General features: G+C 45.4%; 17 protein-coding genes. 4 read left to right on the top strand and 13 right to left on the bottom strand.

Annotated elements, in window-relative coordinates; all coding sequences use genetic code 11:
- Positions 1-2: 2 nt before the first annotated feature.
- From B5F25_RS06510 to B5F25_RS06560, 11 genes are all read right to left on the bottom strand, one after another.
- The gene (locus B5F25_RS06510) at positions 3-2,870 is read right to left on the bottom strand and encodes a SusC/RagA family TonB-linked outer membrane protein (RefSeq protein ID WP_087248442.1); all 2,868 of its coding nucleotides are present in this window, start codon (positions 2,868-2,870) and stop codon (positions 3-5) included.
- A 37-nt stretch (positions 2,871-2,907) separates the two neighbouring features.
- Positions 2,908-4,911: a RagB/SusD family nutrient uptake outer membrane protein gene (locus B5F25_RS06515; RefSeq protein WP_087248395.1), complete on the bottom strand. Its 2,004-nt coding sequence runs from the start codon at positions 4,909-4,911 to the stop codon at positions 2,908-2,910.
- Between the two features lie 22 nt (positions 4,912-4,933).
- On the bottom strand, positions 4,934-8,092 hold the full coding sequence (locus tag B5F25_RS06520) for a TonB-dependent receptor (protein ID WP_087248397.1): 3,159 nt from the start codon (positions 8,090-8,092) through the stop codon (positions 4,934-4,936).
- A 472-nt stretch (positions 8,093-8,564) separates the two neighbouring features.
- Entirely contained in the window at positions 8,565-9,056 is a 492-nt protein-coding gene (folK, locus tag B5F25_RS06525; RefSeq protein WP_087248399.1) for a 2-amino-4-hydroxy-6-hydroxymethyldihydropteridine diphosphokinase, read from the bottom strand.
- Between the two features lie 11 nt (positions 9,057-9,067).
- Positions 9,068-10,123 carry a tRNA preQ1(34) S-adenosylmethionine ribosyltransferase-isomerase QueA gene (gene queA, locus B5F25_RS06530; RefSeq protein WP_022040374.1) on the bottom strand — a complete coding sequence of 352 codons (1,056 nt, stop codon included), beginning with the start codon at positions 10,121-10,123 and terminating at the stop codon, positions 9,068-9,070.
- A 147-nt stretch (positions 10,124-10,270) separates the two neighbouring features.
- The gene (gene truB / locus B5F25_RS06535) at positions 10,271-10,969 is read right to left on the bottom strand and encodes a tRNA pseudouridine(55) synthase TruB (protein ID WP_022040375.1); all 699 of its coding nucleotides are present in this window, start codon (positions 10,967-10,969) and stop codon (positions 10,271-10,273) included.
- A complete protein-coding gene (locus B5F25_RS06540) occupies positions 10,969-11,826 on the bottom strand; it encodes an undecaprenyl-diphosphate phosphatase (RefSeq protein ID WP_087248401.1) in 858 nt (285 codons plus the stop codon). Before B5F25_RS06540 ends, truB begins: the two co-directional genes overlap by 1 nt.
- 199 nt (positions 11,827-12,025) lie before the next feature.
- Positions 12,026-12,250, bottom strand: a complete 225-nt coding sequence (locus B5F25_RS06545) for a DUF3098 domain-containing protein (RefSeq protein WP_022040377.1) — start codon at positions 12,248-12,250, stop codon at positions 12,026-12,028.
- 107 nt (positions 12,251-12,357) lie between these two features.
- Positions 12,358-13,227 carry a permease-like cell division protein FtsX gene (locus tag B5F25_RS06550; protein WP_087248403.1) on the bottom strand — a complete coding sequence of 290 codons (870 nt, stop codon included), beginning with the start codon at positions 13,225-13,227 and terminating at the stop codon, positions 12,358-12,360.
- Positions 13,224-14,129 carry a class I SAM-dependent methyltransferase gene (locus B5F25_RS06555; protein ID WP_022040379.1) on the bottom strand — a complete coding sequence of 302 codons (906 nt, stop codon included), beginning with the start codon at positions 14,127-14,129 and terminating at the stop codon, positions 13,224-13,226. The genes B5F25_RS06550 and B5F25_RS06555 overlap by 4 nt, the downstream gene beginning before the upstream one ends.
- A 239-nt stretch (positions 14,130-14,368) precedes the next feature.
- Positions 14,369-14,800, bottom strand: coding sequence for a DUF3592 domain-containing protein (locus tag B5F25_RS06560; protein WP_087248405.1), 432 nt, complete (start codon positions 14,798-14,800; stop codon positions 14,369-14,371).
- 479 nt (positions 14,801-15,279) lie between these two features.
- Between B5F25_RS06560 and B5F25_RS06565 the strand changes: the two genes are divergently transcribed.
- The 4 genes from B5F25_RS06565 (at position 15,280) to B5F25_RS06580 (ending at position 20,450) form a co-directional block, all read left to right on the top strand.
- Positions 15,280-15,792, top strand: a complete 513-nt coding sequence (locus tag B5F25_RS06565; protein WP_087248407.1) for a hypothetical protein — start codon at positions 15,280-15,282, stop codon at positions 15,790-15,792.
- 131 nt (positions 15,793-15,923) lie between these two features.
- Positions 15,924-18,758, top strand: a complete 2,835-nt coding sequence (gene leuS, locus B5F25_RS06570; protein ID WP_087248409.1) for a leucine--tRNA ligase — start codon at positions 15,924-15,926, stop codon at positions 18,756-18,758.
- 94 nt (positions 18,759-18,852) lie between these two features.
- On the top strand, positions 18,853-19,749 hold the full coding sequence (locus tag B5F25_RS06575; protein ID WP_013618261.1) for a YitT family protein: 897 nt from the start codon (positions 18,853-18,855) through the stop codon (positions 19,747-19,749).
- A 113-nt stretch (positions 19,750-19,862) separates the two neighbouring features.
- The gene (locus B5F25_RS06580) at positions 19,863-20,450 is read left to right on the top strand and encodes a non-canonical purine NTP diphosphatase (protein WP_087248411.1); all 588 of its coding nucleotides are present in this window, start codon (positions 19,863-19,865) and stop codon (positions 20,448-20,450) included.
- Between the two features lie 293 nt (positions 20,451-20,743).
- On the opposite strand, the gene B5F25_RS06585 is transcribed toward B5F25_RS06580, so the two are convergent.
- Positions 20,744-21,355, bottom strand: a complete 612-nt coding sequence (locus B5F25_RS06585; RefSeq protein ID WP_022040384.1) for a polysaccharide deacetylase family protein — start codon at positions 21,353-21,355, stop codon at positions 20,744-20,746.
- 108 nt (positions 21,356-21,463) lie between these two features.
- Positions 21,464-24,796 carry a DUF2723 domain-containing protein gene (locus B5F25_RS06590; RefSeq protein ID WP_087248413.1) on the bottom strand — a complete coding sequence of 1,111 codons (3,333 nt, stop codon included), beginning with the start codon at positions 24,794-24,796 and terminating at the stop codon, positions 21,464-21,466.
- Positions 24,797-25,196 lie beyond the last annotated feature (400 nt).

Below are 25,196 nucleotides of genomic sequence, written 5' to 3' on the forward strand. Positions count from 1 at the left end.
AATTAGAAACCGATTGACAAACCAATCACGGCACTACGCGTCAACGGTGCAGTGGCTCCGTATGCTTCCGGATCGGCAATCTTGATTTTATCAAAGCAGAGCAAGTCGATTCCCCGTACATAGAGTTTGGCTTTGCTCAATACATGGGTCTTCTTCATCCACTTTTCCGGGAAATTATAATACAATTCTACCGAACGCAGCTTCAGGAACGAACGGTCTTCCAGCCATACGGTATTGGTCTGGTAGTTGTTAGCATTGCTTTCTGAGCTTAGACGCGGATACAAAGCATCCGGATTCTCCGGTGTCCAACGGTTTTCGTATGCATGTTCAGAAATCGTTGTGTTATTGATTAACGGCCAGTACAAGCTGGTAGTATTCAATACAGCCGAATAACGTCCTGTTCCTTGGAACATGGCATCGAAGCCCAACCCTTTCCATTCAGCTCCCAAGTGGAACGAATAGTAGATTTCGGGCGCAGTGGTGCTGTAACCAATAGCTACTTTATCGTTATCATCAATAATGCCATCATTGTTCACATCTTTATACTTGATGTCACCCGGACGCAGAGTTGTACCGAAATTCTGTGCCGGACTGTTGGCGATATCTGCCTCATCCTTAAAGAAACCGATGGCCTGCAAACCGTAAGTCTGCTTTACCGGATTGCCGGTCTGAATCAGATTGTCATACAATCGCGGTTCTTCCAGTTGCTCGATAATTTTGTTCTTTGCCAACATAAAGTTACCGCCGATATTGAACTTGAAGTCACCGACCTTCTTCGTATAATTGGCACCGATTTCTACCCCCCAACTATCTACGATACCCCCGTTTTCATACGGAGCTGTAAAGCCCAATACCGATGAATATTTACCGCTGGAACTAACCCAGATATCTGAACGGCGTTCGTAATACGTATCGAATGTCAGGTCAAGCCCCTTGAACAGGCTGGCATCGAAACCAAAGTTATACTTATACGCTTTTTCATGCGTAGAGTTCAGCGAAGCCAGACGTCCTAACACCCAACTGGTTGTACCTTGCGAGTAGTTGGTATCGAACGGATAGAAACTACCACCCCCATAAGTCTGTTCCCAATAATTGGTTACATCTGAACCGTCTTCTTGCGGCAGACGGTCGGCATTGATGATACCGAATGATGCACGTACTTTCAGAAAATCAATCCAAGATTGGTTTTGCATGAAATTTTCTTTTGAAACAACCCATGCCGCACCGACAGTAGGAGAAAAAGCCCATTTATGTCCCGGAGCCAGCTTGTTCGAAGCAGATCCTACCAAAGTCAAATCAAAGAAATAACGGTCTTTCAATCCGTAATGTGTATACCAAGATACGTTCTGGCGATACCAAGTCTGGTCTATACCTTTCGTATTACGGTATTCGTAATCCCAACGCAATTGGCTGTAGATTTTGTTCGCTTCGTTAATAGTCTTATTATAATATAAGGTACCGGCAAAATTAAATACTCGTGTAAAGGCTGTAATTTTCGAGCCTTCACCCAGTGCACTTTCTTTACCATCGGTATAACGGGTCAGCTCGCCCGGTTCACCGTCTACCCACGAAGAAACTGCATCACTTCCATAAATGAATGTTTTCGAATAGTCTTCGTAATACAAAGCATAGTTGTCATAACCCAACATCAAGCTGGCACCCAATCCCGGTGTGATAGCAGATAAATCCTGGTCTAAAGTCATATCGGCATACAAGGTACGTTCGTGGAATTTGGTGTATCCTGCATCCTGTGATACGGCAACCGGGTTCATTGTGCCTGCCCATGTAGAGCTACCACCCCAAGTTCCGTCTTCCAACTGTGCCGGATAAGCAGCCGAAGGAAGCTGATAAATCATACTGCCCCAAAGGTCGGCACTGGTATTACTACTCGTATTACCACCCGGCGCACGGGTCTCCGACAAAACACCTACCAAATTCAGTTTCAGTTTGGTACTCGAAGTCAAATCAATATCCAGATTCGTACGCAAGTTGGCACGCGAATATTCGTCTTGAGTAGAATAACCATCGTTCATATACGGATTGGCTATAAACCCTTTATTGGTGGTCAGGTTTCCCATAGCATAGTAACGAAAACGTTCGGATCCACCTCGGAAACTGATATTGTAAATGTTAGTAGAAGCCACATCGCGGAATGTCTCACCTATCCAATCCACATTCGGATACAGATAGGGATACTTTCCTGAACGAAAAGCATTCAATTCATCTGCCGAATAACGGGCTGACAGACCATCATTTGCCAACGCCTCGTTAATGGCATTAGCATAAGTATAACTGTCGGCAAACTTCGGCCGGCGTGCTTGCCATTCGAATCCATGGTCGTACGAGAATTTCACTTCACGCGTATTGTATTGTCCACGTTTGGTGGTAATATTGACTACACCATTAATGCCTTTATAACCGTAAATGGCTACGGCAGAAGCGTCTTTCAATACTGTTACCGATTCTACTTCTTCAGGAGTAATATCGGTAATGTCACGCTCGATGCCATCTACCAATACCAACGGAGAGGTTGATGATAAAGTCTGCAAGCCACGTACAAAAAAAGTTGGTTCATAATTGGCGTATGTACCTGTCCCTTGCAACGTCATCAGACCTGTACCGTAACCAAAAAGTGAATTTCCAATATTTTTGGCACTCCGTTTGTTAAACTCTTCATTGTAGACAGTGGAGACCGATGACGTGGATTCCTCCAGACGCTGTGCGGTACGATAGCCGATCTCTACCACTTGGTCAGCATATTTTTCCGGTTTCCCCGGCGAAGCGATGCTGTCTGTTGTTTCCTGCGCGTAGCCCGGCATTGTGCAAAGGGCAAACAGTGCAGCAGGTATGATTAGTTTATCTTTTCTTATCATAAGTCGAATTACTTTTTAATAATTGTGTTTCGCATTACCATCCTGGGTTTTGAATCAAGCCATACCCTTTGTTCACTTCTGTCAACGGGAAAGGTGATAAATACCATTTTGCATCAAAACCATTTGTCCACCAGTAACGTACCGGATTGGATAATTCATACTTCTCATATTCAAAATGTGTAGGATAAGGTTGTGTTTTATCACCATTATACCATCCTTCTCCGGCAAATTCACCCGTACGGGAAATACGCAAGCCATGCAATTGTTTTTCAAAAATGTCTGCACGTTTGTAACGAATCAAATCAAAGAAACGGGTGTCTTCCATACCCAGTTCGCAAGCACGTTCGCGGAGAATTTCTTCCAACAAGGCATCTTTATTACCGGTCAGGTTCTTGTCCGGATTGCATTCTGCCAGTCCTTTCATTCCCACACGGGCACGTACAATGTCTACTTGTGCTATGGCATCTGCCAAACGATTGTTCTGGCACAATGCTTCTGCATATGTCAAATACATGTCAGACAGGCGTAAAACGACCCATTGTGTATAATGACGAAGCATATCCGGTCCCATCAGATATTTTATCGGTGCATATCCCGTAGCAAAAGAACCGGTTTGATTATCTGGCTCTTGTTGCGCATCGTAACCGCCAACCCAAGCCTCGAAACTACGTCCCGACATATTGCCGGTCGTCCAGTCAAGCGCAGTAGGCTGCCCGTTTACAATAGCTTCTTCATACAAACGTGGGTCACGTGTCAGGACGATGTTACTTTTTCCATCTTCACCTCCATTCGGAGAACCGGTCATGAACATCTCGTCCAAACGCCCTTCTGCAGCGGTCTTGTCCCAATCAAAGGGTGTACCGTCTGCCCATGGGAACATTTCCACATACTCTTGTGTAGGAGTATATCCACGGCGAATCCCATTTCGGCTTGCATCGGTTGTACCAAGTGGATCACCCCACTGATGCCAAATATAATTACTCGACTTAAAGGCATCATACCCAAACTGTCTGGTACTCATAAGTATCTCAGGACTATCCAATTCCGCATAAGAAGTACGATAAGCCAAGCGGTAGTCCTCCGGACGAGTTCCTTTAGACTGTACCAACGAATACCCTCCATTAGCGTTCAGTTCATTGAAAAACTCTTCACAAGCTTGCAGGCACTGTGTCCACAGTTCAGCCTTATAGCCGCCATACCAAACCAAGTGTTGTGCTTCTGCTTCCGAAGAACCGCCAGCATATGCTACATCATCATTAAAAAGCGGAGAAGCAGCAAATTGCAGGATACGACATTTCAATGCCATTGCAGCTGCGCGATTCCAACGACCGGCATTAGTTTGTGGATTATCTACTGTCCAAGGCAACACTTCTTTCGCTTCATCAAGCAATTTAATCATAAAATTAACGGTTTCTTCTACCGTTGCACGAGGCAAATCATAGCTGGCATCCGTACCGCTAAAAGAATGGTCAATAATAGGCAGACCTCCATAATGACGGAACGTATCAAAATAACGCGAAGCGATGATACACTTTGCCTGTGCTACAATGGATGCCTTTTCAGATTCTTCCATTCCAGGCACACGGTCGATGTTTTCTATGATTAAATAACCATAACGAACAGCTTGCCATACGCGGTTTTTCAAATAATCCCATTTATCTGAACGCTGACCATAATTTGACGTATGCGTTCCATAATAATAGCTGTTTACAATACCACTTGACAAATAAGTATAAATATAACAGTCCGTCAATGCTTCAGGCTTACCGACATAAGGATTGGAAGATTCACAAGGATAAGCATCGCTCGATGAATTACGGAACGGAAGACCATAATACTGAAAGGTATATAATGTATTCAAAAATTGTCTCACGTATTCCGGGCTATTGAATACTGTATCGCTGGTCACATCACCACCTGGTGCTTTCTCCAAGAAAGCACTTCCGAACTTGATATCATCCACACATGATGTGGAGACAACTGAAGTCAGAGTCAGTCCTGCGGCAACAGCGAAAAACCATTTATGTTGTTTCTTCATGATTTTATCTTTTTATTAAGGGTTAAAAACCAAGTTTCAAGCTCAGCGAAAAAGTACGAGTTAACGGATAAGTCGGCTGGTTGCTGGCTCTTGATTCCGGGTCACCCCACTTATACGGAGTAAAGGTCAGCAGGTTGTATCCGCTGAATGCCAGTTGGCAAGTGCTCAGCTTTAGCCGTTCCATCAAAGGGAAATGGAAATTATAAGCAATCTGCAGGTTCTTCAGACGCAGATATTTGGCATCCTTTTCCCATAGATTTGAATCCTGATAGTTGTTCGAATCACCATTATCGAAAGTAGCACGCGGATATTCGGCATCCGGATCCGGGTTTGCCGTTGTCCATGTATTTTCTACTTGAGCTACCAACAAACCTCCCTGATTGGCATTGTTGCGGTCGGTAAACGGCTTACGGAAAATACTTGAGATGCTGCGGCTTACGTTCCAGGCACCCGTCCATTGCATGGAGAAATCAAAGTTCTTCCAGCTAAATCCGAGATTTAGACCTGCCATGTATTCGGGGTCATCGGTATAGCCTAAATCACGCGTCTTGTCATCAGGGGTAATCGCACCATCCCCATCCAAGTCTACATATACACAGTCACCATTCTTCAACTCTACCAATTGGGTCGGCATTTCTGTTCCAAACACTTCCCGGTAATGAGCCGGAGTGGTATTCTCATCGTAGTATTCGAAGAATTGGTATTGCAAGCGCGAACCGATACGGTGTCCTTTTGAATATTGATATTCTTGGTTCAACGGAGCTTCCTTGCGTTCAATAATCTTGTTTTGATTGTACATCAGGTTCAAGTTGACAAAATAACGGAAGTCATCGCCAATGCGGTCATTCCATTTTAAAGAAATTTCCCAACCCCAGCTGTCTACTTTACCAAGATTTGCCATCGGCAAAGTGAAACCCAATACCGAAGGAGCCGTACCGTCGCTCAGCAAGATATTGGTTCGTTTCTCCTTATAATAATCGAAACTACCTTGCAAACGGTCGTTTAAGAAATACATATCTACACCATAGTTCTGTTTCAACGATTTTTCCCAAGTTACATCAGGATTATTTTTGGCTGCCTCATACGCACCTGGACTTACTGTTGCATTATTAATACCAAAAAGATAACTATAACCACCATTTAAATTCGATGCTGTTGTATTATTTACGTAATATGGGTCGGCTGTGTACATGAAACGGCTACCACCAATCTTATCGTTACCTACCAGACCAATGGTGTATCTCAGTTTCATAAAACCGATAAACGGTTTGATGGGTTTCCAGAACTTTTCTTCACTGACGACCCATCCGAAAGAACCTGCCGGGAAAGTACCGAAACGTTTGTCTGGAGCAAAGTTTTCCGAACCGTTGTAACCGATATTGAACTCAGCCATATAACGGCTTTTCCAGTCATAGGTAGCACGTCCTACCAAACCTACATAGCCTTGTGGAATAGATGAGAACTCAGTCGGATAATATGTCTTCGATTGGTTGTACAGTGCCAAAGCTGTCACGTGGTGATTACCAAACGTACGGTCATAATTGAAAGCAGCTTCCATATACCAGTTACGTGACTTCGCAGGGTCGACATCTTGGTATTTCAATTGCGAATTTGTACCGTTTTTCTTATATACAATGGTACCATCGTCTTGCAAAACCGGTGTATAAGTTGCTATACTTGCCGTAGCGCGTGTATACGATGTAAAACCACTGTTGTAAGAACCTTTGACACGGAAGCTTAATCCTTTGGTAATGAAATCCAGTTTTTGGCTTAATTGCAAATCGGCATTCAATGTATTGTTGCTGGTCTGCATAAAACCTGCGCCATAATATGCCATACCTGTACCTCCGGTAAACGGCAATCCATATTCGGTGGTAGTATATACCAACTTGTCATCTACCAGTCCCGGACTGGAGAACGGAGTTGCATAATACATCTCCAATAGCATACCGGCACTTCCTTGTCCCGTATAAGGTTTCCAGGCGTTGTTTACGTTTCCGGCAATATTCATTGATACGGTGGTTGTCTTGGTTACATCGATATCCAGATTCGAACGGTAGTTGAAACGTTTGTACTGATACGAAAGGTCGTAAGGCAAATCAAAACCGTTAAACAGACCTCCTTGTGTATAGGCACCTGCTGATACGAAATAACGGATACGGTCGGTACCTCCCGAAATATTTACATTATGCTGGGTCTGCAACGTCATGTCCTTCAAACAGTAATCTACCCAGTTTGTGTTCGGGAAGCGGATCGGATCACTTCCTGTACGGAATTTCTCGATTACATCCGGTTGGAACATCAGTTGGTCTTCTGTATATTCGGGATGGTCATTCAGCTGCATCTGATTATAAAAGGTAGCATACTGGTATGAATTAGCCAACTCAAGTGTCTTAGTCGGCGCAATGATACTTGCCGAGGTAGAGAATGAAATCTTCGCTTTTCCTTCTTTACCACGTTTGGTAGTAATCAATACGACACCATTGGCACCACGCACACCGAATACCGCTGTAGCCGAAGCATCCTTCAGGATGGTGATGCTTTCGATTTCGTTCGGGTCGATGTCGTTCATACTACGCTCTACACCATCCACCTGGATTAACGGTGCTGAGTTTTCCCATGTAGCCTGACCACGAACGAAAATGCTGGCAGCATCGTCACCCGGTTCACCTGAGTATTGCACGGTGGTTAAACCGGCAAGTTGTCCAGACAACATATTCGATACAGAACCGGTGGGCGACTTAAGCAAGTCGTCACCTTTCACGCTGGAGATAGCACCTGTCACGGTCACTTTCTTCTGTGTACCATACGCTACGACCTCCACTTCACCCAACATCTGTGAGTCATCTTCCATTGTTACCCGCATTCCTTCTTTAGCCACCACTGTTACGGTAGCATAACCAATAAAGGAAATTTGCAGTTTAGTACCCGGTTTAACATTTAACTGGAACTTTCCGTCCAAGTCCGTGATGGTACCCGTACTGGTTCCTTCCACCATTACACTTGCTCCAATCACTGGTTCACCTGCACTGTCATACACAGAACCTGTAATCATGCCTTGCTGTTGAGAAGCAGCTGCCGCATGAAGAGATTGGAAGCCTAAGGCCGGAGATACAGCCGTTACTGTACACAAAAGTGCAAACGGCAAAACCCCCTTTTCTAGAAACTTTTTCTTTCTCATGTTATTAAGTTAATTAGTGTTATGATTAAGATTATAATAAACAAAGGTATTGCCTTTCAAGGCCCGGCAATCATCACTTTACATATCCATTTTTTATATGTTGTTTTCATCTGTTTCTTATCTTTATTAACAAAAGATTTATAAGACGCAAAGAACCACAAAAAAGGTGAATTTTAAAATGGAAAATCGTGTATAATAATGGAAATTTTTATCTATCTTACTTGGGAAAGGAGAAAAAATGCAGTTTTTATCACGATTCTTCCCTAAAAAGGAAAAAAAGGCTTTTTTATAAGTTTTTTATCCGATAAAATAAGCTATTGGGAAAAACATGCCTTAGGTTGTCATTTCAAGGTTAAATAAAGTTATCCTTTCTTCTATTACTGTAGCAAAAATATTTTATAAATGCCTGCCATCAGCCAACCCAACCGCGTTGAAAACGCAATAGTACTGCATTCGCCAATGCAGTATATATTCATTTTTCAGGGGTATGTATTGACTGTTGGCAGACATTTAGAAACAGTTCTCCCAATGTCTTTCGCAATACCGGATGCAATGTTTCACTGGCTATCTCCACCAAAGGTTTCATAACAAACTCACGTTCGGTCATTAAGGGATGTGGCAGAACCAGTTCTGGTGTATACAAGATTACATCATCGTATAACAGCAGGTCTATATCAATCAAACGGTCATGATACACTCCTCCGACCGATTTTTGGGTACGCCCCAATGTGCGTTCGATTTCTTGGGTCCGATACAAGACTTCCATTGGAGGTAAAATGGTTTCCACACATGCCGCTGCATTTAGAAATTTATGTTCGGAAGCGAACCCCCATGGAGCAGTTTCATAAAAAGAAGATAGGGAAATCACTTTCCCTATCTCGTCATTTATCAGTCTGGTAGCAGTACGTAGATTGGTTGCTTTGTCTCCCAAATTCGTACCCAGTCCCAAATAGACATTTGCCATCCTTTATCGAATTACTTGTTCAATATCAGCATCGCATCGCCATAAGTGCCGAAACGATAATCTTCTTTCAACGCTTCTTGATAAGCATCCATTACCAGCTCATATCCTCCATATGAACATACCAGCATCAGCATGGTAGACAAAGGCATGTGGAAATTGGTCACCATTGCATCGGGCAATACGAAATCGTAGGGCGGGAAAATGAACTTGTTGGTCCAACCCTCATATTCTTTGAGATGTCCGTCTGTGCCTGTAGCCGTTTCGATGGCCCGCATCACGCTGGTACCTACTGCGCATACCTTGTGTCCGCTATCCTTTGCTTCATTTACAATACGGCAAGCCTCGGATTTGATGAACATTTGTTCCGAATCCATCTTGTGCTTGGTCAGGTCTTCCACATCAATGTCGCGAAAACATCCCAATCCGCAGTGCATGGTAATAAATGCCAAGTTGATACCTTTGATTTCCATACGTTTCATCAGCTCGCGGCTGAAGTGGAGTCCTGCAGCTGGTACGGTTACAGCCCCTTCATACTTGGCATAGATGGTTTGAAAACGTTCGGTGTCTTCCGGTTCTGCCGGACGACGGATAAAAGGAGGAAGAGGCGGCTCGCCCAATGCATAGAGAGCCTTCTTAAATTCATCATGCGGACCATCATAAAGGAAACGAAGGGTTCGTCCACGTGACGTGGTATTGTCTATTACCTCGGCCACCATTGAATCATCATCGCCGAAATACAACTTATTTCCGATACGTATTTTACGTGCAGGATCCACCAGTACGTCCCATAGGCGGAGTTCTTCGTTCAATTCTCGCAACAAAAAGACTTCAATGCGCGCCCCTGTCTTTTCCTTGTTTCCATACAAACGGGCAGGGAATACTTTCGTGTCGTTAAAAATGAATGCATCCTGATCATCAAAATAGTTCAGGATGTCCTTGAATATAACATGTTCTATCTGACCAGTAGACTTGTGTACTACCATCAGCCGGGACTCGTCTCTGTACTTCACCGGATGCAAAGCAATCTTTTCTTCCGGTAACTTGAATTTGAATTGTGACAGTTTCATCTTCTTCTCCTTTCCTTATATTATTATTCCAGATACCAAGCGGCTTTGTTGAACGGGTACAGGCTTTCAGATATTTTCAGCTCCTTTAACCGGTAAGGAGCTATATTCCCATCCTATTCGAACATTCCGCCAACCAGGTACTTAAACTTAGTCAACTATTACATCCTGCTGGTTCAGCCAGCTTTCAAAATCTTCTACTTTCATACAATTTTCCAAGGTCACTTCACCCACGCGAGTACGACACAACGCAGTCAGGTGTGCCCCACTGTGTAATGCTTCCCCGATGTCGCGTGCCAATGCGCGGATATATGTACCTTTGCTACAGACCACGCGTATCTTTATTTCGGGTAGTGCACATTCCAGCAATTCAATCTCATCGATAACCAACGTCTTGGGCTTCAGTTGTACTTCATCACCTTTACGCGCCAGTTCGTAAGCACGCTTCCCATCTACCTTGCATGCAGAAAATGCCGGAGGCACCTGCTCTATAGCACCCACAAAGCGCTGCAATGTTTCTTCCACCAACTCACGGGTAATGTGTCCGGTAGGATACGTGGCGTCTATCTCTTTTTCCAAATCATACGACGGCGTGGTGGCTCCCAACTGTAGGGTCGCCACATATTCTTTCGTATGGTATTGGAATTCTTCGATACGCTTTGTTGCTTTTCCTGTACAGACAATCATCACCCCAGTTGCCAAGGGGTCGAGTGTCCCGGCATGTCCCACTTTTATTTTTTTCACTCCCAGCTTGCGGCTGACGTGATACCTTATTTTATTGACAAGCGCAAACGATGTCCATCGGTACGGCTTATCAAAATACAACACCTCTCCTTCTTTAAAGTTCATCAAGCAAGTTCCAAATTATATCCTAAAGCTGTCATTATCAAAATTACTCCTCCCACAATGATACGATACCATCCGAAAGCTGCAAATCCGTATTTCGTCACAAAGCTGATGAAGAACTTGATGGCGAGCATTGCTACGACAAATGCGACTACATTGCCTACAATCAGCGCCTCCATATTTGCCGTGATGATTTCTGTACCACCGTCCATAAACAGTTTCAGCATCTTGTAGACCGTGGCGGCAAACATGGTAGGTACGGCAAGAAAGAAAGAAAACTCGGCAGCAGCCTTACGGGTAAGCTTCTGTGCCATACCGCCTACAATGGTGGCCATCGAACGCGATACGCCCGGAATCATTGAAATGCACTGGAACAGTCCGATACAAAAAGCACGTTTCTCGGTCAGTTCAGTCGTTTCGCTTCCATTTCCAAACAATTTGTCGCAAAACAACATAAACACGCCTCCTACAATCAACATTACCGCAACCACAATCACACTTTCCAGCATAGCATCGATCATATCACTGAACAACAGACCTAATACAGCTGCAGGAATGAAGGCAACCAACAATTTCCAATAAAAATCGTACTTATGCAGGAAACATTTCAGCGTTGAAGCCCCTTCGGGAGCCGGTTTATGATTCAGACGGAAAAAACGTTTCCAATACAAACATACCACCGAAAGAATAGCTCCAAACTGGATGATGAACGTAAATGCTTTCACAAATTCGGTACTCTCTACCCCCAGCACATTTTGTGCTATAATCATATGCCCTGTCGATGAGACAGGTAAAAACTCGGTCAACCCTTCAACAATCGCTATTATGATTGTTTGCAATAAATTCAAATCTCCTTCCATTATTTATTGATAATTTGACAATCAGCTATTTATTATTTATGCCAATCAGGAGTTGAAAGGGAGTTAGAAACAGTTATCGCCCGCCAGGCGGACTGGAAATTAAAGTGATAACTCCTGTGAAACATAACTGCTTTTAATTCCTGATTCACATTATATTTAGTTGTCTATTTGCAAATAGCAAGCCGAAGTAGTAACAAACTTATTCTTTCGGTTTGCGCAATATACCATAAATCATTGCGATAAATCCTATAAAGCAAACTACCGGTGCCACCTTGATACGTCGCGCACTGAAAATGTCCGGTTCGAATGTAGTTTCGGTAGAACCCGGTCCTGACATCAGCAAGAAACCGATGATGATTACTACCATCCCTCCTGCCAATAACAGGAAGTTAGTCTTGTCAAAAGCAAATTTTCTTCTATCCATAATTTGTTCTTTTATAGAAATAATAAAGAAACCTGAAGAGTGGAAAAAGTTGGAGACCAATGGAAATGGCATGAAACTTACACTCTCCTTAATTTCTTTACCTTCTCCTAATTATAATATAGTTCATTGGTCTTCATCCGCAAATAACGGTTAATGGAAATCCATGCACAAAATGTCGTTATCACTACCCCGAACAAGAATACCGCCCCCATCACCACCAACATTACCCCAGGGGTTATTACCGCCAGCAAATCGGGTTCATATCGTACCAGTGCATACGCTGCTGCAACCAGTATCCCGTCGGCTATCACTCCAGCCAGGATACCTACCCATACATTGCGTACCAAGAAAGGACGACGGATGAAAGCCCAGCTTGCTCCTACCAGTTTCATGGTATTGATAAGAAAACGTTTGGAATAAATGGTAAGCCTGATGGTATTGTTTATCAATGCAAATGATATCAGCGTAAGCAGGGCAGCAAGCCCTAGCAATACCACACTGATTTTACGGATGTTACGGTTGACCGCATCCAGCAGGTCTTGTGGATAATTGATTTCGATGACACCCTTTTCCGAAAGAATTTCGTCCTTTATCCAGGCAATGCTGTCCGAATTGGCATACTCCGCATTCAGCTTTACTTCGATAGAAGCCGTAAACGGATTGTAACCTAAAAACTCAGCTGGGTCGGTTCCCATAGCTTCCGATTGCTCCTGCAATGCCTGTTTCTTTGAAATATAATCGGTTTGCTTTACGTAAGGCTTGGCGTTCAGCCTGTTCCGGAACTGTAATATATCGGGGTCTTTCATATCATCGCTTATCAATACAGAGAAAGCTATATTCTCGCGTACATATACAGATAAGTTGTTTGCTGCCAGCACGAAGAAAACCACCGTTCCCAGCAACAACAGGACCAACATGGTGCTGATGCTGGAGATAATGAACTGCATATCTATCAATGCTCCCGATTTTTTGCTCATGCCTTCACTTTTTTCTGAAACACATATATCATCGAACTGCTCCGTTCCTTTTTCACTAATGAAGCCAGACCGGCTTCCATTCCCTTCAGCATCCCTTTTACGAAAGGAAAACTGCTTTTCCGATACTTTTCCGAAAGCATTGATACGTAAAATGCATCAAACGGCATCGGATGACGTTCGGTCAAGATGAACCCATGCTTGGCTCCGAACTGCTGTATGACAGACGGAGCAAAGTGCCACAAATGACGCGGCACATCATATGCCGCCCACATTTCCTTATAAAAACGGGCGTCAAACGAAGTTGGGTTAGGTACAGCTACAACCAGAATACCCCGGTCGCTCAGCAGGGAATAAATCCTCTCCCACGTTTCATTTAAATTCTGCAGGTGCTCCATTACGTGCCATAATGTCACCACGTCAAATGAACCGGTTTCGTATGCCGGCAAAGCTTCAGGAGCATTCACTTCCAATCCGAAATGTTCACGCGCAAAAACTCTTGCCTGCGGACTTTTCTCGATAGCTGAAACCCGCCATCCGCGTCCAGACATAAAGTGAGGAAAATACCCTGTTCCTGTGCCGATGTCAAGCAAACGCCCCCGGCTCAGTCCGCAACACCGTTTGATAAGTCGTGCCTTACGGCGCAACATGTATTGACGCACACAATGGTACAACCGGTTAGCAAGTCCCTTGCGCGTATCGGTATGCGAAATATAATCGGGCGACTCGTAATAACGTCCTATCTCACTTTCATCGGGCACATCCTGCGTGAAAAGGAATCCGCACGATGCACACCGGCAAATGTCGAACGGTTCATTTGTGGCATAGTGATCGGTACAAGTCATCACCTTCTCCAGTTGGTCTTTGCCGCATAACGGGCACGTATCTATATGCAGTCTGTTCACTTTATTCCCTAATTTGGTGCAAAATAACAAATAAATCGGGTACGAATACCTATCTGTTAAGCTTCTTTAAGGATATTGGGAAAAAGCGGAAAACATTTGTCTGGCCTACTCAGTCTGCACCGTTTTCTTCCGGCATCTTGTTTTCGGGCTTTTCGATGCCGTCTGCCGTGGCTCGTTCTTCCATAGTTGAACCGAGCCAGTACGGGACAAGTGCCCGGCATTATCCTCTTTTACAACATCTACGATGCTTTCGTGCCTTTCCGCTTTTCCTTTCGCAACACGAAGCCTATCCATGCGATGCCCAATCCGACCGCACTGAAGAACCCGTGCAAGCAGCCTTCATGTACGGGGAAACGTACCTCGCGCACATATTCCGGATTGTAAAGCAAGGCAATCTCCCCTCCTTCGCGCATGCCGAACGTCAGATAGACTTCCTTTGAGGTGTACATCTCGCCGAACTCCACCGTTTCGTAGCGCACGTCGACACGATGTTCCCACCGCATCTTGCGGTACTTGTACACCCGTTCCGACTCTATCCGTTCCACTACTCCGCGGGCAGGATTCCAGTCTTTCACTATCATGCCCAGCGAAATGAAGCCGCCTATTCCCAGCGCCAGCATCACAAAGCCGATAAGGAAACAGGCTACGTAAGCCATATCATGAGATTTCATAAAGCCTCTTGTTCGTTTACATTCACGAGGGTAAATATAAACAAAAGTACACACATAAGCAAACATGTGCATAAAGATATTGTCAAAATACCAACAACCTGCCAATCCCTTTCCGCACAAGACTATACACATCCGGCAAGGCAAGCAGTTATTTCAAGCATTTTAACTGGTAAGAACTATAGTTTCACCATGATAAAACTGCCGTTTTAACCTGTTAAAATTCCCTGAAACTACAGCTTCCTTATGCAACACATGCTTCTGAAGCATGCATAAGAAGCAATTTATCCACACATTTCACTTGACGTTATCCACAAGCTATAAACACCTATAAGAAGGTTTCAACAAGTTTTTCAACTGTTTATTTACCATTTATCAACAAAATTCTTAACCGATAGAAACGCTTGTCTTCTATATTTTTGTATCTTTGTACTGATGAGAAACCGAAACTGAAAAACTGAACTTTTACCATTTACCTGCTTATGAAAAAAATAACGCTCCTTTTCCTGACAAGCTTTTTATTGATTTCGTGCGGAACATTCAAACGCTTGACTCCAGAAGAAATCAAGGCCATGACCACAACACACATCAATGAAAATTATGATCTGGTCTTTTCTTCGACTGTATCGCTTGTGCAATCTCAAGGTTTCCTGATAACCGATGCCGATAAAACGACCGGGTTCATCATCGCATCCAGACAGGAAGACGATAATCTCGCCATTGTCTCTAAAATCCTTTTTGGCAGTGCTACGGAATCTTCTACTGCCCAAGCATCGTTTTTCATTCAAAAATTGCGGGATGACCTGACTGAAGTGAAACTGACCCTTTATCAAGGCTATGTTTCATCAGACCTGATAGGCGAATCGCAAACAGAAACCAAAACCGTCACCAACAGCATTGTAACAAAGCCGAAAGTTTACCAAAATTGGTTCACCGCATTAGAAAAAGAAGTGGAAAGCCGCAAAGCAATGATGCAACAATCTTCAGTGAACTGACCGGTATTCTCGTTTCTTTCCCTCACTTCAAACTCTTCCGCCCTTCATTCGTTGCAAATAAAGGATTTCTTTGTATCTTTGCGCAGCTTATAATATAAGGTGTAAAATCAAAATCACAACACAATATCACCATGGAATATAATTTCAGAGAGATCGAAAAGAAATGGCAACAGAAGTGGGTGGAACAGAAAACCTACCAGGTTACCGAAGACGAATCGAAACAGAAGTTCTACGTGCTGAACATGTTCCCTTATCCTTCGGGAGCGGGACTTCACGTAGGCCATCCGCTGGGATACATCGCCAGCGACATTTATGCCAGATACAAACGCCTGCAAGGCTTCAACGTGCTGAACCCGATGGGATATGACGCCTACGGGCTTCCGGCGGAACAATACGCCATCCAGACCGGGCAGCATCCTGCCATCACAACCCAAAACAATATCAACCGCTACCGCGAGCAGCTGGACAAGATAGGATTCTCGTTCGACTGGAACCGCGAAGTGCGTACCTGCGACCCTAAGTATTACCACTGGACGCAATGGGCTTTCCAGAAAATGTTCAACAGCTTCTATTGCAACACCTGCGGCAAGGCACAACCCATCGAAAAACTGATAGAGCACTTCGAAAAGCAGGGTACCGAAGGGCTGGACGCAGCTTGCTCGGAAGAACTGAGCTTCAGCGCCGACGAATGGAAGGCAATGAGCGAAAAGCAGCAACAGGAAACGCTGATGAACTACCGCATCGCCTACCTGGGCGAAACCATGGTAAACTGGTGTCCGCAACTGGGTACGGTGCTGGCAAACGATGAAGTGGTAGACGGTGTAAGCGAACGCGGAGGCTATCCCGTAGTGCAGAAGAAGATGCGCCAGTGGTGCCTGCGTGTGTCGGCATACGCAGGACGCTTGCTTGACGGACTGGACCACATCGACTGGACCGACTCTTTGAAAGAAACCCAACGCAACTGGATAGGCCGTTCGGAAGGTACGGAAGTGCGGTTCAAAGTGAAAGACCGTGACCTCGAATTTACCATCTTCACCACCCGTGCCGATACGATGTTCGGCGTGACCTTCATGGTACTGGCTCCCGAAAGCGAACTGGTTCCGCAAGTCACTACCGACGGACAGCGTGCCGAAGTGGAAGCTTATCTGGACCGCACCAAGAAACGTACCGAACGCGAACGCATCTCCGACCGCCGTGTAACGGGCGTATTCAGCGGCTCGTATGCCATCAATCCTTTCACGGGCGATGCCGTACCTATCTGGATAAGCGACTATGTATTGGCTGGCTACGGAACCGGAGCCATTATGGCGGTACCGGCACACGATAGCCGCGACTATGCTTTCGCCAAGCATTTCAACCTCCCCATCGTTCCGCTGGTAGAGGGATGTGACGTAAGCGAAGAAAGCTTCGATGCCAAGGAAGGTATCGTATGCAACTCGCCGAAAGCCGGTGTAACGCCTTATTGCGACTTGAACCTGAACGGCCTGACCATTAAGGAAGCCATCGCCGCTACCAAGGAATATGTGAAAGCACACCACTTGGGACGTGTAAAGGTGAACTACCGCCTGCGCGACGCTATCTTCTCGCGCCAGCGTTATTGGGGCGAACCGTTCCCGGTATATTACAAGGACGGCATGCCTTACATGATTGACGAAAACAAGCTTCCGCTGGAATTGCCCGAGGTAGACAAGTTCTTGCCTACCGAAACAGGTGAGCCTCCGTTGGGACACGCTACGAAGTGGGCTTGGGATGTAGAGAAAGGCGAAGTGGTAGAGAATACGAAGATAGACAACGTACATGTATTCCCGCTCGAACTGAATACCATGCCGGGCTTTGCCGGTTCGAGTGCCTATTACCTGCGCTACATGGACCCGCACAACGATAAAGCACTGGTATCGGAAAAGGCAGACCGCTACTGGCAGAACGTAGACCTCTACGTAGGCGGTACCGAACATGCTACGGGGCACCTTATCTATTCCCGTTTCTGGAACAAGTTCCTGTTCGACCTCGGCGTAAGTGTCAAGGAAGAACCGTTCCAGAAACTGGTGAACCAAGGCATGATTCAGGGACGGAGCAACTTCGTATACCGCATCAAGGATACCAACACCTTCGTCTCTCTCGGCCTGAAAGACCAATACGACGTGACACCTTTACACGTAGACGTGAACATCGTGACCAATGACGTGCTCGACATCGAAGCCTTCAAGAACTGGCGTCCCGAATATCACGATGCCGAATTCATCCTCGAAGACGGCAAGTACATCTGCGGCTGGGCGGTAGAGAAGATGAGCAAATCGATGTACAACGTGGTGAACCCCGACATGATTGTCGAGAAATACGGAGCCGACACCCTGCGTATGTACGAAATGTTCCTAGGTCCGGTAGAGCAGTCGAAACCTTGGGACACGAACGGCATCGACGGTGTGCACCGCTTCCTGAAGAAACTCTGGAACCTGTTCTACGGGCGTCAGGGCGAATTCCTGCCTGCGGAAGGCGAAGCTACGAAAGAAGAACTGAAGTCTATCCATAAACTGATAAAGAAAGTTACGGGCGACATCGAGGTCTTCTCATACAATACCTCTATCAGTGCCTTCATGATTTGTGTCAATGAACTGACCGCGCTGAAGAGCCGCAACAAGGCAGTGCTGACCGACCTCGTTATCCTGCTTGCCCCCTTCGCGCCTCACCTTGCCGAAGAGCTTTGGGAAGCGTTGGGACATGGCACCACCGTATGCGATGCCCAATGGCCTGCATGGAACGAAGACTACCTGAAGGAAGACACGGTGAAATATACTATCTCTTTCAACGGGAAAGCACGTTTCACCATGGAATTCCCTGCGGATGCCGACAACGACACCATACAGGCAGCGGTAATGGCGGAAGAGCAATCGCAGAAATGGATTGAAGGCAAGACTCCGAAGAAGGTCATCATCGTGCCGAAGAAAATCGTAAACATCGTGTTATAAATAAAAGAAACGCAGATTAACGCAGATTTTCGCAGATTAAAAATAAAAAAAATCTACGTCAATCCGCGTTAATCTGCGTTTAAACCAATTATCTATGGAGTTAGCATTAATCAAGAAGATAAGCCGCGAGTCGAAAGATTACCTTGCCATTACTTTCGGGCTGGTACTCTACGCGCTGGGCTGGGCGATGTTCCTGCTCCCCTACCAGATTACGACGGGAGGCGTGACGGGTATCTCCGCCATTATCTATTACGCCACAGGAGTAGAGATACAAGTATCCTACTTCATTATCAATGCCATATTCTTAGGCTTTGCCCTGAAAATACTGGGACCAAAGTTCAGTGTAAAGACCGTATATGCCATCTTTATGCTGACCTTCCTGCTCTGGCTCTTCCAGTGGCTGCTGAAAGACGATGCCGGACACCTGCCCCAACTCCTCGGACCGGGACAAGACTTCATGGCGTGCGTCATCGGAGCCGGCATGCTTGGATTCGGTATCGGCATCGTGTTCTGCAACAACGGAAGCACGGGCGGCACCGACATCATCGCCTGGATTATCAATAAGTACAAGGACGTGACGCTGGGACGTATGATGATGTACTGCGACATCGTCATCATCTCGTCGTGCTATTTCATCTTCCACGACTGGCGGCGCGTGCTCTTCGGCTTCTGCGTGCTCTTCATCATGAGCATCGTGATTGATTATGTCATCAACAGCGCACGCCAGTCGGTGCAGTTCCTCATCTTCTCGCGCAAGTATGAAGAGATAGCCGAAGGCATCTCCACCCGGATAGACCGCGGTGTCACCCTGCTTGACGGGCAAGGATGGTACAGCAAACAGAATATCAAGGTAGTAGTGGTACTGGCAAAAAAGACCCAGTCGCTCGACATCTTCCGCCTCGTGAAAGACATCGACCCCAACGCTTTCATCTCGCAAAGCAACGTCGTAGGCGTATACGGAGAAGGATTCGACAAGCTGAAAGTGAAATAAAGGAGTTAAGGAGTTAAGTCAATAGTTTTGTTTGTGATTTGTTATCTAAAGTATTGGCTTAACTTCTTAACTCCTTAACTTCTTAACTCCTAAAAAATAAACCCACCAACGCAATGAAAAAGAAACTCGTTTTTGCAACCAACAACGCGCATAAGCTCGAAGAGATACGCGCCATCCTCGGCGACAAGCTGGAGATATTGAGCCTGAACGACATCGATTGTCACGCCGATATTCCTGAAACCGCTGATACCCTCGAAGGAAACGCCCGCCTGAAAGCCGGATACATCTACCAGAACTACGGCATGGATTGCTTTGCCGACGATACGGGACTGGAAGTGGAAGCCCTCGGCGGTGCACCGGGCATCTACTCGGCACGCTATGCCGGAGGCGAAGGACATGACTCGGAAGCCAACATGCGCAAATTGCTTTCCGAAATGGAAGGAAAGGAAAACCGCCGTGCCCGCTTCCGCACCGCCATCTGCCTCATCGAAAGCGGCAAGGAGTACCTGTTCGAAGGCATCGTGCAGGGCAACATCATCGAAGCACGCCGCGGCACCGCAGGCTTCGGCTACGACCCCGTCTTCCAGCCCGAAGGCTACACCGAAACATTTGCCGAAATGGGAAACGAAGAAAAGAATAAAATCAGCCACCGCGCCCGTGCCGTGCAGCAGCTGGTGGAATACTTACGCTCTGAAAACTAAAATGCGGCACCGATGTAGGTGTGTCAATCGCTTCTTGACACCCAATTCCTCCATCGGTGCGCTATCTTTATTAGTGAAGCCTCAGTGGGAATGCAAAGATTCATACAGACATGATAACGAATGGCATTTCACAATACAATCCCTGAACAACACGGTAATAGGACAATCAAGTTATAGGATGAAAAGCGTATGTCTGTTTCTGATAAAATGAAGCCTCCTGTTCGCTTCATGCGAACAGATGGGCTACTACAATAACGGGGAAATGAGCATCACCACGATATTCTGCGACCGTGTTATTCGAATACTTTGAATGTGTAGCCTTGTGCCAACAGCCATTCGATAGCACGGGGTAAGGCATACTTCAGGCGCGGCTCAGACTTGATAGAGTCGTGGAAAGTGATGATGGAACCGTTTCGGACATATTTTTTGACCTTGGCAAGCACTTGCGGACCGGTAAGACGCTTGCTGTAGTCACGGGTGACAAGATCCCACATCACGATGCGGTATTTCTTTTTCAATACATGATATTGCACCCAGCGCATATGGCCATGAGGAGGACGGAAAAGATCTGTATGCAGGTATTCATTTGCCTTGTCGGTATTTGCCAGATAATTCTGGCTCAGATATTCGAAGCCTCGAATATGATTGAAAGTATGGTTCCCGATGCGATGGCCTCGTTCTACTACCATACGGAATTCTTCAGGGTGCTTACGTACGTTATCACCCACCATAAAAAAGGTAGCCTTGATGTTATATTTGTCTAATAAGTCGAGTACCCAAGGTGTGATGTTGGGGATAGGCCCATCATCGAAAGTCAGATAAACAGCTTTTTCATTTTTATCCATACGCCATAAAGCACGTGGATAAATCCATCGAAGCAATAAGGGAGGTTGTTCGATAAGCATAACAGTATTTTGAAAGTAATTAATAGTCAACAATGAATAGTATATAACAGGCTTGTTGCATAACTGTTGCTAACTATTCATTGTTAACTGTTAATTGTTAACTATAAACTATTCATGAGCCGGATTAGCTTTTCCTATACGGTTTTCCAGCAAGCCATATAGCTGGTCGAACTGATGACGGTAGCTAGTTGCCGATTCAAGTGGTTTACCGTTTTCATCCTTCAACTTTTCAAGCGCTTTGCAGACATCGTCTAAGATGGTATAGTGGCGTATGCACTCTTCGTACGAACTGGCCAAACGTATATCGTCAAGGCTCATATACCAAGCAGCATACTCTACCGAATTTTGCGCTAACTGGCAGAGGATATTTTCTGCTTTCCCAGTTTCACCCAGTTTTGCGTAATCATCCGCCATTTCTTTCGAACTGCTGTAGATGTAGTCATGGCGCACCGTAGTGCTCGGAATCACTTTTTCGCAATAATCAAGAACTTCCAATGCCTTGTCGTTCTTGCCTTCTTTTATCAATTGGGAAGCCAATTGAACGAACATACGGCGGTGCGTATCGCACATACGGAGCACGGTTTCATCCAAATAGATATCCGGATTATCAATGCCGCCGAATTTGAACTTGTGCATCAGGTTATCGTACATCTTTTCCGAATCAATACGCCGTCCTAGTTTGGCGTTGTCGAACGGAGTGATGCGGTATGCCAAACCTTCTTGCAGGAAGTTATTAGTCAGGTTCAGATGATTTTCCTGACCCACGGTAATCGCCATATACATCGGACGTTCCCAGTTGGTATTGGCAAGCATTTCCAGCATCATCAGTTCGCTTTTGTATAGTACGCGTTTGCCTTTCAGTGAGATGTGCATATAATCAGGAATCGAATCGGGAGTAAGCATACCCGAACGTTTGATTGCTTCTTTGTCCAGCTTGATGACAATGCTGTCCGTCGGAATCATTTGCAAGCCTTCCTTCGGCGAACGTACCCAATATTTCAGGATATTCTTCAGTTCGTATGGATTGTCACCGAACTCTTTCTTCGCTTCTTCGGGATATTGCTTGTAATAATTGTTGATAGTTTCCATTGCATCGGGACGTACATAAACCGCTTCGTTGTGTCCTTGTACGTAGTCGATACGCTCCCAGTCTATAGGAACGGAAGGTGAGTCGTATGCCGGACGACGCATTTGGTCGATGTACCAATCGGTCTGCAGATAGCTCAAGTTGCATACACGCACATCCGTACGGAAACCTTCGGTCTCTTGATTGTACCACAAGGGGAATGTGTCATTGTCACCGTTGGTGAAAATTATCGGTTTACCATCGGTTTGCACGGAATTTAAATAGTTTTGTCCGAAGTCGCGGCACGTATAACGTCCGCTCCGGTCGTGGTCATCCCATGTCTGGCTTACCATTTGTAAAGGAACAAGCAGACATACCACGCTGGCAAGAATAGCCGATGGTTTCTCGCCTAACTTTTTCTTTAGCCATTCGGCGATAGCTGCTACTCCCAGACCTATCCAGATGGCAAAAGCATAGAAGGAAGCTGCATATGCATAGTCACGTTCACGTGGTTGTTGCGGTGTCTGGTTCAGGTAAAGCACAATGGCAAGTCCCGTCATAAAGAACAGGAAAAATACAATCCAGAACTGCTGGATGCCCCGTTCGCCCCGATAGGCTTGCCAGAACAAGCCGATTAGTCCCAGTATCAAAGGCAAACAATAAAACACGTTGTGCCCCTTATTATTTTTCAAATCGCTTGGCAATAAAGTTTGGTCACCCACCAACATCTTGTCGATGAACGAAATGCCGGTAATCCAGTTGCCGTGCTCGATTTCGCCCTGACCTTGAATATCGTTCTGCCGTCCGGCGAAGTTCCACATAAAGTAACGCCAATACATATAATTCAACTGGTAGATGAAGAAGAACTTGATGTTATCCCATTGGGTAGGTATCTTCACCATCAGCATTTCCCCACACTGGTCGTATGGGACCTGACGACCTTCTACACCTCCTAACCAACTTTCGTAGGCCGCTGCATGATCCGAACTATACATGCGAGGGAATATCATGTTTTGTGCATACTTGTATTCGCTCTTGTGGCGTACGATTTCATAACTGTCTTTCTCGTCCGGACGCTCTTTTTCTTTACGCTGATAGACAGGTGCACCTTCTGTCATGGCATATACACAGCCCCCATCGACTTCTTCGAGTGCCATTTTCGAAGCATACGTCTGTCCGTAGAAAAGTGGGCGCGTACCGTATTGTTCACGTCCCAAGTATTCGCCCAAGGTAAAAATGTCTTCAGGTGAATTCTGATCCATCGGCGTATTTGCCGATGAACGGATAACGATAACGGCGTATGAAGAATATCCCACCACCATCATCATCATGCAAAGCAAGGAAGTATTAAGCGTGCGGGCACTGACTTGATATTTTTCAGGAAGTTTGGCAAACAGGTACAATGCCAGAACCGCCAGTACGATAATGCCGATAAGCACACTGCTCCATCCATGTCCGTAGAAGGGGATACCCAACAATCCTACAGTGGTAAGGAAAGAAATGTTCATCCGTTTCCGGCTACGTACGGTATAGCTTTCGTATACACCCCATATAAGGCTGGCCGCCAAAAGGATGATATAAATAATAAGTCCGGTATTGAACGAGAATCCCAAACTGTTGACAAACAGCAGTTCGAACCAACCACCTATTTTCACGATGCCCGGTACGATACCATAAAGTACTACGGCTATCAGTATCATCGAACCAACCAGTGCCATCAAGCTTCCTTTCAGGTTGGCATTGGGATTCTTTTTATAATAATATACCAGTACAATGGCGGGAATACAAAGCAAGTTCAGCAAGTGGACTCCGATTGACAAACCCGTCAGATAGGCTATCAGGATAAGCCAACGGTCACTGTGAGCTTCGTGAGCACGGTTTTCCCATTTCAGAATCAACCAGAACACTACGGCGGTAAAGAGACTGGAGTAAGCATATACTTCACCTTCTACGGCACTGAACCAGAAAGTATCGCTCCATGTATAAGCCAGTGCACCCACCAGTCCCGCACCCATGATGGCAATAAGCTTACCGGTTGTCATTTCTTTTTCTTCGGGACAAATCAGTTTTTTAGTAAGGTGCGTAATGCTCCAGAACAGGAACAGGATACATGCTGCACTCATCAATGCGCTCATGATATTTACCATGATCGCCACTTGCGATGGGTCGCTGGCAAACTGGCTGAACAAGTTGGCTGTCAGCATAAAAAAAGGTGCGCCAGGGGGATGGCCTACTTCCAGTTTGTATCCGGTGGTGATAAACTCGGGACAATCCCAAAAGCTGGCAGTAGGTTCGATAGTCATGCAGTAAGTAAATGCTGCAACAAGGAAAGCGAACCAGCCTACCAGATTGTTGATCTTGTTGTACTGTTTCATTCTTAAGGTTTCATTTTTGTATAATTGCCGCAAAGATAGTGAATTTCACCGCAGGGCAGGTAAGAGTAGGATAGTTTTTCGTTTTTTTATAGAAACTGTTTTGAATTTATCGCTTGGCGATTTAGAATGATTCCCAAACACACCTGATCACGCCCGAAAACGGCACATTAAGCCTAAACACTTTTTATGAATGCCCGCAATTAGTCAATCCGCCGGAGCTGAAATACTGTATTTGCCGATGTAGTATATATTCATTTTTCAGGGGGATGTATTGACTGTTTGCGGACATTCATTTTTTATATTTTTCTTCTGGATTTCTCCGTGCATTCTGTGTAGTGTTCCGTATTCAATGATAATATCAACGAAATGTATAACATCATATCGAGCAAAGTACAATCTT

This window comes from Bacteroides sp. An19, from assembly GCF_002160215.1.
Taxonomy (GTDB): Bacteria; Bacteroidota; Bacteroidia; order Bacteroidales; family Bacteroidaceae; genus Phocaeicola; species Phocaeicola intestinalis.

Excerpts from the sequence above, each read along its gene's own strand:
- B5F25_RS06515 (WP_087248395.1), bottom strand. The coding sequence starts at position 4,911 with ATGAAGAAACAACATAAATGGTTTTTCGCTGTTGCCGCAGGACTGACT.
- B5F25_RS06520 (WP_087248397.1), bottom strand. The coding sequence starts at position 8,092 with ATGAGAAAGAAAAAGTTTCTAGAAAAGGGGGTTTTGCCGTTTGCACTT.
- folK (WP_087248399.1), bottom strand. The coding sequence starts at position 9,056 with ATGGCAAATGTCTATTTGGGACTGGGTACGAATTTGGGAGACAAAGCA.
- queA (WP_022040374.1), bottom strand. The coding sequence starts at position 10,123 with ATGAAACTGTCACAATTCAAATTCAAGTTACCGGAAGAAAAGATTGCT.
- truB (WP_022040375.1), bottom strand. The coding sequence starts at position 10,969 with ATGAACTTTAAAGAAGGAGAGGTGTTGTATTTTGATAAGCCGTACCGA.
- B5F25_RS06540 (WP_087248401.1), bottom strand. The coding sequence starts at position 11,826 with ATGGAAGGAGATTTGAATTTATTGCAAACAATCATAATAGCGATTGTT.
- B5F25_RS06545 (WP_022040377.1), bottom strand. The coding sequence starts at position 12,250 with ATGGATAGAAGAAAATTTGCTTTTGACAAGACTAACTTCCTGTTATTG.
- B5F25_RS06550 (WP_087248403.1), bottom strand. The coding sequence starts at position 13,227 with ATGAGCAAAAAATCGGGAGCATTGATAGATATGCAGTTCATTATCTCC.
- B5F25_RS06560 (WP_087248405.1), bottom strand. The coding sequence starts at position 14,800 with ATGAAATCTCATGATATGGCTTACGTAGCCTGTTTCCTTATCGGCTTT.
- B5F25_RS06565 (WP_087248407.1), top strand. The coding sequence starts at position 15,280 with ATGAAAAAAATAACGCTCCTTTTCCTGACAAGCTTTTTATTGATTTCG.
- leuS (WP_087248409.1), top strand. The coding sequence starts at position 15,924 with ATGGAATATAATTTCAGAGAGATCGAAAAGAAATGGCAACAGAAGTGG.
- B5F25_RS06575 (WP_013618261.1), top strand. The coding sequence starts at position 18,853 with ATGGAGTTAGCATTAATCAAGAAGATAAGCCGCGAGTCGAAAGATTAC.
- B5F25_RS06580 (WP_087248411.1), top strand. The coding sequence starts at position 19,863 with ATGAAAAAGAAACTCGTTTTTGCAACCAACAACGCGCATAAGCTCGAA.
- B5F25_RS06585 (WP_022040384.1), bottom strand. The coding sequence starts at position 21,355 with ATGCTTATCGAACAACCTCCCTTATTGCTTCGATGGATTTATCCACGT.
- B5F25_RS06590 (WP_087248413.1), bottom strand. The coding sequence starts at position 24,796 with ATGAAACAGTACAACAAGATCAACAATCTGGTAGGCTGGTTCGCTTTC.